Annotated in this window: 8 protein-coding genes; 4 read left to right on the top strand and 4 right to left on the bottom strand. The window is 72.5% G+C overall.

Going from position 1 to position 9,583, the window contains the following annotated elements; translation table 11 throughout:
- Positions 1–139 precede the first annotated feature (139 nt).
- From DW299_RS17205 to DW299_RS17215, 3 genes are read right to left on the bottom strand one after another with little or no spacing between them, the layout of a single operon-like run.
- The gene (locus DW299_RS17205) at positions 140–1,003 is read right to left on the bottom strand and encodes a 3-methyladenine DNA glycosylase (protein WP_136037315.1); all 864 of its coding nucleotides are present in this window, start codon (positions 1,001–1,003) and stop codon (positions 140–142) included.
- 1 nt (position 1,004) lies between these two features.
- Positions 1,005–2,030, bottom strand: coding sequence for an App1 family protein phosphatidate phosphatase (locus DW299_RS17210; RefSeq protein WP_136033591.1), 1,026 nt, complete (start codon positions 2,028–2,030; stop codon positions 1,005–1,007).
- Positions 2,031–2,034: 4 nt separating this feature from the next.
- A complete protein-coding gene (locus DW299_RS17215) occupies positions 2,035–2,706 on the bottom strand; it encodes a DedA family protein (RefSeq protein ID WP_136037316.1) in 672 nt (223 codons plus the stop codon).
- Positions 2,707–2,747: 41 nt separating this feature from the next.
- Here DW299_RS17215 and DW299_RS17220 point away from each other — a divergent pair, with 41 nt between their 5' ends.
- On the top strand, positions 2,748–4,058 hold the full coding sequence (locus DW299_RS17220) for an anthranilate synthase component I family protein (RefSeq protein ID WP_136033587.1): 1,311 nt from the start codon (positions 2,748–2,750) through the stop codon (positions 4,056–4,058).
- Between the two features lie 73 nt (positions 4,059–4,131).
- Entirely contained in the window at positions 4,132–6,669 is a 2,538-nt protein-coding gene (leuS, locus tag DW299_RS17225) for a leucine--tRNA ligase (RefSeq protein ID WP_136037320.1), read from the top strand.
- 25 nt (positions 6,670–6,694) lie between these two features.
- Here leuS and DW299_RS17230 read toward each other — a convergent pair whose 3' ends face one another.
- Positions 6,695–7,372 carry a hypothetical protein gene (locus DW299_RS17230; protein WP_136037317.1) on the bottom strand — a complete coding sequence of 226 codons (678 nt, stop codon included), beginning with the start codon at positions 7,370–7,372 and terminating at the stop codon, positions 6,695–6,697.
- Positions 7,373–7,587: 215 nt separating this feature from the next.
- On the opposite strand from DW299_RS17230, the gene DW299_RS17235 reads away from it, so the two are divergent.
- Both DW299_RS17235 and DW299_RS17240 read left to right on the top strand, forming a co-directional pair.
- A complete protein-coding gene (locus DW299_RS17235; protein WP_136037318.1) occupies positions 7,588–8,187 on the top strand; it encodes a ComEA family DNA-binding protein in 600 nt (199 codons plus the stop codon).
- The coding region (locus DW299_RS17240; protein WP_136037319.1) for a ComEC/Rec2 family competence protein at positions 8,184–9,583 on the top strand (1,400 nt) is incomplete at its 3' end. The genes DW299_RS17235 and DW299_RS17240, both read left to right, overlap by 4 nt.

Raw genomic sequence — 9,583 nt, forward strand, 5'->3', positions numbered from 1 at the left:
GGCGGCGGTCGACGCGGGCACCCTGCCCGCGGAGCGGCTGGCGGACGCCGCGACGCGAGTACTGGCCCTGCGGATGCAGCGCGCGGGATCCACCGCGACCTGGGGAGTCTGCGACACCTGCACCCCGGCGGGCTGAGGCTCAGGCGACGGCGCGTGCGTCCGAGCCGAGCCAGGCGCGGAGCAGAGCCGCGCGCAGCACCGCCCCCCGCTCCGCGAAGCCGCGCTGTCGTCGCACGTACTCGGCCTTACCCTCCGGCGTCTCGATGCGCACGGGCTCCACGTCCCAGGCGGCCAGGTCGTAGGGAGCGGCCTGCATGTCCAGCAGGCGGATGTCCCTCGCCAGCTCATAGGTGTCGAGCAGCAGCTCACCGGGCACGAGCGGCCCTAGCTTCATGGCCCAGCGGTACAGGTCCATGCCGGCGTGCAGGCACCCCGGCTGCTCGACCTGGGGCTGCCCGTCCCTGCTGAGCGTCGTCCGGTTGCGTGGCACGGCCTCCGGGGTGAAGAACCGGAACGCGTCGAAGTGGGTGCACCGCAGGTCGTGCGACTCCACGACCGCATCGGTGCCGTCCTTCCCGAGGCGCAGCGGCACGGGGTGACGGTGCTCGTCCGCGCGATACACCATCGCCCACTCGTGGAGTCCGAAGCAGCCGAACTGCCCGGGCCGCGAGGCCGTGCGACGCAGCATGCGCTCGACCAGCGCGGCCAGCTCTGGCTTCTCGGCCGCGTACCGGTCGGCATCGGGAACCACCGCGTCGGGGGTCGCGCCGGGGGAGTACCAGCGCCACCCGGCACGCTCGGCGGCGTCACGCAGCTCGACCCCCGCACCGGGGTGCCAGCGCCGCAGCTGCGCGGGCTTGTAGGCGTAATAGGTGTGGAGGAAGTCCCACACTGGGTGCTTCTCGCCGCGGGACAGGCGGGCACGGTGGTCGGCGGTCAGCGCGTCGGCACGCTCCCGATGCGCCTGCTCCCGCGGGAGCCACTCCTCGCGCGACAGGGCCATGTCAGTGCAGGATGCCCACGTCGCCGAGCTGGTCGCGCAGACCGGCACCGTCTTCGGCGCTGACCCACGGGGCGGCGTCCGCCTCGTGCGACTCCATCTCGGCGCGCCCACCGGCGAGCACGGCCTCGGCGGGAAGGAGGCGCCGGATGGCCACACCGGCCACGGAGTCGGGGTGCTCTTCCTGGAACTGCGTGTAGATGGCCTCGTCGTGCTGGCCGTCGTCTCCGATCAGCAGCCACTTCACCTCGGGGAATTCGGTGGCCAGGCGGCGCAGGTTCGTGAGCTTGTGCTCGCGGCCGCTGCGGAACCAGCGGTCGTGCGTCGGGCCCCAGTCGGTCAGCAGCAGCGACCCTGCGGGGAACAGGTGCCGCCCGAGGAACCGGGAGAGCGTGGGTGCGACGTTCCAGGCGCCCGTGGACAGGTACACCATGGGCGCGCCGGGGTGCTGGCGCAGGAGCTGGTCGAGCAGCACCGCCATGCCCGGGACCGGGATGCGGGCGTGCTCATCCACGACGAAGGAGTTCCAGAAGGCGATGAACGGGCGCGGGAGCGCCGTGACCATCACCGTGTCGTCCACATCGGACACGACCCCGAACCGGGTGTCCGCCGCGACGATGAACGCCCGCGCCTCGATCGGCTCCTGCCCCTCGACCGTGACCGTGAAGGTCTGCCACCCGGGCTCCAGGTCGGCGCGGATCACGGCGTCGATCACACCACCGCGGTCGGCGACGACCTGGTGAGTGCTGTCGCCCACGTGCACGCTGACCGACGCGAACCCGACCGGGATGCCGACGAAGCTGCGCCAGCCGCGGATGCTCGCCGGCTCGCCGTCCCGGTTGCTGCGCTGCGGCGGCACGATGAGCACCCGCCCCAGCACGCGCACCCACCCCGGACCGCCGTAGCCGGGGAACGGGAGGATCGTGGCGCTGCGGCCGCGTCGGCGCGCTCGCCCCTCGCGCCACACGTGGAGGCGGTGCTCGAGCCGTGCGAACCAGTGGATCCTGGGCGCCGGGGGTGGGGAAGCCATTGCCTCAGTCTTTCACGTCGGCGTCCGTGCCCGCCTCCGGCGCCTCCAGATGCCGCGCCTCCAGCCGCTGCAGCAGCTTCTTGCCCAGATACGCCAGGAGCAGGAAGAGTGCGATCGCGCCGACGAAGATGTAGCTCGCATAGTGCACCCGGTCGACGAGGTCGCGGAAGCTTCCCGCCGCGAGCGAGGTCACGCTCACGTAGGCCGTGGCCCAGATGATGCAGGCGGGCGTCGTCCACGCCAGGAAGCGGCGGTACGGGTACTCGCTCATCCCGACGGTCAGCGGCACCAGGGAGTGCAGCACCGGAAGGAAGCGGGAGAGGAAGATGGCGATGCCGCCGCGGCGGGCCAGGTAGTTCTCCGCGCGCACCCAGTTCTGCTCGCCGATGCGGCGCCCCAGCCACGACGAGCGGATGTGGGGACCGAGCCACCGGCCGAGCCCGAAGCCGATGCTCTCGCCGATCAGGGCGCCGACCACGACGCTCACGCCCATCGCCACACCCTCCCAGGGGGTCGCGATCCCCATGGAGGCGATGATCACGATCGTGTCGCCGGGGACGATCAGCCCGATCAGGATGCTCGTCTCCAGCATGACCGCGAGTCCGGCGACCAGCGTGCGCGTGACCGGATCGATCGACTGCACGGTGTCGAGGAGCCAGAGCAGGAGGTCGTCCACCCCCTGAGAATATCGGGCGTCGCCGCACCTAGGCTGGGAAGGTGCGCGCGCACCTGAGCCCCCGACCCCTGCCGACCTGGGCGGACCCCGAGCGGCTGTTCCGCGTGCTCGCCGCCAGGGCGGGTGACGTGTTCTGGCTGGACGCGGGGGACGGAGCCGCGGAGGGGTGGAGTCTGCTGGGGGTCGGCGTGCCGTCGCCGAGACCCGACGATGTGCGGCTGGACGGCCGCGTCTCCGAGCCCGGGCTCCCCCCGTTCCTCGGCGGATGGGTCGGCTGGTGCACGTACGAGGGCGGTGCCGCGGCCGCCGGTGCCCCGGTGTCCGCGGACGACCCGGTGCCCGACGGCTGGATGCGGGTGACCCACGCGATCGCCTGGGACCATGCGCGCCATCGCCTGTGGGCGCTCGACCCCGCCGGGCCGGACGCCGACCCCTGGGCGGACGAGCTCCTCGTCGCGGCGGTCGACCCCACTCCCGCGCGGCCGGATCCGACACCGGGGACCACCGTGGCCCGGCACGCCCCCGCGGAGTACGCCGAGCTCATCGAGCGGTGCCGCGCCCTGATCCGCGCGGGCGTCGCGTATCAGCTCTGCCTCACCACGCGCTTCACCGTGCCGGGGACGCACGACCCGGTCGAGGTGTACCGGAGGCTGCGGGCGGCGACCCCCGCGCACCACGGGGGCTTCGTGCGCATCGGCGGGCGCGCGCTGCTGAGCGCCAGTCCGGAGCAGTTCCTCCACGCGGCGGGCGGAGTCGTGCGCACCCGGCCGATCAAGGGCACCCGGCCGCGCAGCACCGACCCCGACACGGATGCCGCGCTCGCCGCCGAGCTCGCCGGCGACCCGAAGGAGCGCGCGGAGAACGTGATGATCGTCGATCTCATGCGCAACGACCTGTCGCGCGTGTGCGTGCCCGGCACGATCCGCGTCGACGGGCTGTGGGTCGTGGAGAGCTACCCGGCCGTGCACCAGCTCGTGAGCACGGTGAGCGGCACCCTGGCGGACGGCGTCACGCTCGGCGCGCTGCTCGCGGCCGCGTTCCCCGCCGGCAGCATGACCGGGGCGCCGAAGCTGTCGGCGATGACGCGGCTGCACGAGCTGGAGAGCGGCCCCCGGGGGGTGTACGCCGGCTGCTTCGGCTACGTGGGCGTGGACGGCGCGGCCGACCTCGCGATGGTGATCCGCAGCATCGTGATCGCGGGGGACGAGGCCGTGGTCGGAGCGGGCGGCGGGATCACGTGGGGCTCGGTGCCGGCGGCCGAGGTCGCCGAGGTCGCGACCAAGGCGAGGGCTCCGCTCGCGGCGCTGGGCGCGGAGCCGCCCTGGCCGTGGGGTTCCGATATCCTGAACTGATCCCGCAATTCCCCTCAGATTGGTCGTGCGTTCGTTGTCCGAGAACCTGTCCACCGCTCCCGTCGACGAGGAGATGCCCTCGGCGCACGCCATCCAGGCCAAGTGGCAGAAGTACTGGGCGGAGCACGAGACGTTCCTCACCGGCGGCGACGGCGACACCCGCCCGCGGCGCTACGTCCTGGCGATGTTCCCGTACCCCTCGGGCGACCTGCACATGGGGCACGCGGAGAACTACCTCTACTCCGACATCGTGGCGCGGTTCTGGCGTCACCGCGGGCACAACGTGCTCAACCCGATCGGCTGGGACTCGTTCGGCCTGCCCGCCGAGAACGCGGCGATCCGCCAGGGCGCGGACCCGCGCGAGTGGACCTATCAGAACATCGCGCAGCAGAAGGTCGGCTTCGAGCAGTACGGCGTCTCGTTCGACTGGAGCCGCGTCCTGCACACGTCCGACCCGGAGTACTACCGCTGGAACCAGTGGCTGTTCCTGAAGATGTACGAGCGCGGCCTGGCGTACCGCAAGAAGAGCCCGGTCAACTGGTGCCCGAACGACCAGACGGTGCTGGCGAACGAGCAGGTCGTCGACGGTCGCTGCGAGCGCTGCGGCTACGAGGTCGTGAAGAAGAAGCTCACCCAGTGGTATTTCCGCATCACCGACTACGCGGATCGGCTGCTCGACGACCTGAATCAGCTCGAGGGTTTCTGGCCGCACAAGGTGCTGCAGATGCAGCGCAACTGGATCGGCCGCTCGGTCGGCGCCGACGTGGACTTCCGCATCGAGGGCCGTGACGAGCCGGTGACGGTGTTCTCCACGCGCCCTGACACCCTGCACGGTGCGACGTTCTTCGTGGTGGCGCCCGACTCCGATCTCGCCGCTGAACTGGCCGCCGAGGCTCCCGTCGAGGTGCGCCAGCGGTTCCAGGACTATCTGGAGCAGGTGCAGAAGGAGTCCGACATCGATCGGCAGTCCACGGATCGCCCCAAGACGGGCGTGTTCCTGGAGCGCTACGCGATCAACCCCGTGAACGGCGAGAAGCTGCCGGTGTGGGCCGCCGACTACGTGCTGGCCGACTACGGCCACGGCGCCGTGATGGCGGTTCCCGCGCACGACCAGCGCGACCTCGACTTCGCCCGCGCCTTCGACCTGCCGGTCAAGGTCGTGGTCGACACGACCGCGCCGATCACGGGGGCCATGCCGGTGATCGAGGTCGACGAGGAGGGCGTCCCGATCGACACGGGCGCCGCCCTCGACGAGCAGCACCCCGCATCGACGGGTGTCGCGCTCACCGGCGACGGTCGCATGATCAACTCGGGTCCGCTGAACGGGCTGTCCAAGCGCAACGCGATCGCCCGCGCGATCGAGCAGCTGGAGGCGTCGGGCACGGGCCGTGCGGCGAAGAACTACCGTCTGCGCGACTGGCTGATCTCGCGACAGCGCTTCTGGGGAACGCCGATCCCGATGCTGCACGGCGACGACGGCCGCATCGTGCCGGTGCCCGAGGACCGGCTGCCCGTGAAGCTGCCGAGCGTCGAGGGACTCGACCTCAAGCCCAAGGGCACCTCGCCGCTGGGCGGGGCGGAGAGCTGGGTGCGCACGACCGACCCGGAGACCGGCGACCCCATGCTGCGCGACCCCGACACGATGGACACGTTCGTCGACAGCTCGTGGTACTTCCTGCGCTTCCTCTCGCCGAACAGCGACACCGTGGCGTTCGACCCCGCCCAGGCGTCGCGCTGGGCGCCGGTGGACTCGTACATCGGCGGCGTCGAGCACGCGATCCTGCACCTGCTCTACGCGCGTTTCATCACGAAGGTCCTGTTCGACATGGGCCTGATCGACTTCACCGAGCCGTTCTCGAACCTGATCAACCAGGGGATGGTGCTGCTCGACGGGCAGAAGATGTCGAAGAGCAAGGGCAACCTGGTGCTGTTCCAGGAGGAGCTCGACGCGCACGGCGCCGATGCGCTGCGCGTGGGCCTCGCCTTCGCCGGTCCGGTGGAAGACGACAAGGACTGGGCGGACGTGTCGACCACGGGCGCGCAGAAGTTCCTCTCGCGTGCGCTGCGCATCGGGCACGAGGTGTCCAGCCCGGTCGACGTGGTGTTCGACGGGGGAGACGCGGCCCTGCGTCGCGCCACGCACAAGCTGCTCGCGGAGGCTCCGGCCCTGGTCGAGCAGACCAAGTTCAACGTGCTGGTCGCCCGGCTCATGGAGCTGGTGAACGTCACCCGCAAGACCATCGACGGCGCGGGCGGTGCGGGCGACCCCGCGGTGCGCGAGGCCGCCGAGACGATCGCCGTGATGCTCGACCTGATCGCGCCGCACACCGCGGAGGAGATGTGGGAGCTGCTCGGGCACGAACCGTCCGTCGGACTGGTCACGTGGCGCTCGGCCGACCCCGCGCTGCTCGTGGAGGACACGGTCACGGCCGTCGTGCAGGTGGGCGGCAAGGTGCGGGCTCAGCTTGAGGTCCCCGCGCGCATCGGCGAGGCCGAGCTGGAAGCGCTCGCTCGCGCGGATGAGCGCGTGATCCGGTCGATCGGCGACCGCGAGATCGTGAAGGTCGTCGTGCGCGCTCCCAAGATCGTCAGCATCGTCGTCGCGGGCTGATCCGTCGCGACCTCCGGAGCCGCGGTCACGCGTCCCGGTCGGCGCGCGCGGCGTCCGCGACGGCGATGCCCCGGCGCATCGCCGCGCGAGACGCCTCGTCCCACGGGCCGGACTCCGCGAGCGGGATCTCGGTCAGGTAGCGGCGCTCGGACTCCGGCAGGAGCGTCACGAACCGGGTCGGATCGGAGCCGGCCATCGCATACAGAGCCGGACCGTCCGCGTAGTACAGATCGCACGCGACGAGACGCCCGTCGCTGCCGCGCATGATGTTGGACGGGTTCTGATCGAGGGGGCCGCACCAGGGCAGCGCCCGCGCTGCCCTGGCATGGATGCGGCGCACGACGTCGACGAGCTCGGCGACGTGCGGTGCGCGTTCGGCGATGGCGGTGTGGAAGGCGACCGCGTCCTTCTCGTCGACCGCGTGGAGCCACTCCATCACCTGCAGATCGCCGCCGCCCGCGAGTCGACGGTGCGCGAACAGTCGCGGTACCTGACCGGTGTGCGCGGCTTCGCGATACAGCGCGGCCGTGTACGGTCCGACCGGATCGAACGGGCTGATGCGCACCGCGGCGACGCCGTCGGGCGAGCGCAGGGCGAAGGCCCAGTCGCCCGCGCCGCTCGGCGTCCAGCCCGCCTCGCGGAAAGCGCGCTCAGCGTCGTGATGAGAGGCCTCCGGGGGCAGGTCGTCGACGATGTCGGTCACCGGTCCAGTCTGCGCCACGCGGCGGGCACGCATCGGAAGAGAGAGCGGCGTGCCCGGGCGCCGGCTCATGCGTGCTGCCAGCCTGGCGGCGTCGGAGCGAGCTCGGCTCCGATCGCCCCGCCTTCGGCTCTGCACGGCGGACCGGGCGCCGCTGTTGTCCACGACCGGCGGTTCTCCGTGGTCGCCGGGGGTCTGCGGAGACCTACCGTGACGGGGTGACTCCTCCCGCACCGACACCCGTACCCCGGCAGCGACGACTGCGGCTCGGTGTGGGCGCCGCGGTGGCACTGGCTCTCGTCGTGCTGTCGGCCGCCGTCGGACTGGGCATCCTGCGCGGTCAGGGCGCACCGGCGGAGTCCTTCCCGGTGGGCGACCGCGCGACGGCCGCGCCGTCGTCCGACGTGCTGTACGTGCACGTGCTCGGCGCGGTCGAGCGGCCGGGACTGTATGTCGTCGGCGGTGATGCGCGGCTGGTCGATGCGGTGGCGGCCGCGGGTGGTACGACGGTCGACGCCGACCTCGCCGCGATCAACCTCGCCCGCCGGGTCGAGGACGGCGAGCAGATCCTCGTGCCCGTGGTCGGCGGGTCGGGCACCGGCTCTCCCGTCGCGGCACCCACCGACGCGCGGATCGACCTCAACGCGGCCGACCAGGCCGCGCTGGAGACGCTGCCGCGGATCGGCCCCGCCCTGGCTGCGCGCATCATCGCGTGGCGGGAGGAGAACGGACGCTTCCAGTCGGTGGACGACCTCCTCGGCGTGCCGGGCATCGGGGAGAAGCTGCTCGCGGGATTACGCGACGGGGTACGGGTGTGAAGTCCCGCGATCTCCGGCTCGTGCCGGTCGCCCTCGCGGTGTGGGCGGCGGCGCTCGTCTGCGTGTTCCAGCCCGGTCTCGCGGCGGCCTGTGCGCTCGTGTGCGGCGTCGCGGCGGGCGTCGTCCTGCTGGTGCTGCTCGCACGGGGGAGGCACGGCGCGGGGCTGGTCCTCCTGATGCTCGCGGCGGCCGCGGCCACGGCGCTGTCTGTGGGGTACGCCCTTCCGTCGCGCGAAGCCGCCGCGGGGCAGGGCGGCCGCGTGGTCGAAGCGGTGGTCGAGGTCACGTCGTCCGCGTCCACGGGTCAGGATGGGCGGCTCTGGGTCGAGGCGACCACGCAGAGCCTCGGTCCGCCGGGTCGGGCGCGCCCGGTCGCGGTGCCGGTGCGGATCGGGACCGTGCCCGCCGACGGCATCGACCTCGGCGCTCGGCTCCGCGTCGTGGGGGAGACCTCGGCGACGGAGGCGGGGGAGCGCGCGGTGCTGGTGCTCTACGCCACGACCACGGAGGTCGTGCAGCCTCCGTCCGGGGTGTTCGGCGTGGCCGCCACGGCGCGCCGCGCCTTCGTCGACCGCGCGCTGCGGCTGCCCGAGCCGGGCGGGGCGCTCCTGCCGGGACTCGCCGTGGGGGACACCAGGGCGGTGGGCTCCGACCTGGACGAAGACATGCGTTCGAGCGGTCTCAGTCACCTCACGGCCGTCAGCGGGGCGAACTGCGCGATCGTGGTGGCGGCGGTCTTCGGGCTCACGGCGCTGTGCGGTGGCGGCCGGGCGCTGCGGGTGGTGCTCGCGACCACGGCGCTCTCCGGCTTTGTGGTGCTGGTCACGCCGGAGCCGAGCGTGGTGCGCGCCGCGGTGATGGCGGGCGCGGGGATGCTGTCCGTGCTCCTAGGACGACCGAGCGCCGGTGCAGGCGTGCTCGCCCTGTCGACGATCATGATCCTGGTGTCCGATCCGTGGCTCGCCGCGACGCCCGGCTTCGCGCTGTCGGCCGCCGCGACGGGCGCACTCGTCCTGCTCGCACCGCCGTTGTCACGCGGGTTGCGACGGTGGATGCCGGGCCCGGTCGCACTGGCGATCGCGGTCCCGCTCTCGGCGCAGCTCGCGTGCGGGCCCATCATCGCGCTGTTCGCGGAACAGCAGTCGCTCATCGGCGTGGCGGCGAACCTGATCGCGGAACCCGCGGCACCGGTCGCGACCGTGGTCGGGCTGCTCGCCTGCCTCGCGGCGCCCGTGCCCGCGGTCGCCGACCTCCTGGCCGCCACCGCGTGGCTGCCCGCGACCTGGATCGCGACGACCGCCCAGGTGACCGCGGACCTGCCCGGTGCGACCATCCTGCTGCCCGCAGGGATCGGCAGCGCGGCACTGGTCGCCGGGCTCGGCGCCGCGGTCGCGCT

This window comes from Microbacterium sp. K35 (genome assembly GCF_004794375.1).
Lineage (GTDB): Bacteria > Actinomycetota > Actinomycetes > Actinomycetales > Microbacteriaceae > Microbacterium > Microbacterium sufflavum.

Excerpts from the sequence above, each read along its gene's own strand:
- DW299_RS17210 (WP_136033591.1), bottom strand. The coding sequence starts at position 2,030 with ATGGCTTCCCCACCCCCGGCGCCCAGGATCCACTGGTTCGCACGGCTC.
- DW299_RS17205 (WP_136037315.1), bottom strand. The coding sequence starts at position 1,003 with ATGGCCCTGTCGCGCGAGGAGTGGCTCCCGCGGGAGCAGGCGCATCGG.
- leuS (WP_136037320.1), top strand. The coding sequence starts at position 4,132 with ATGCCCTCGGCGCACGCCATCCAGGCCAAGTGGCAGAAGTACTGGGCG.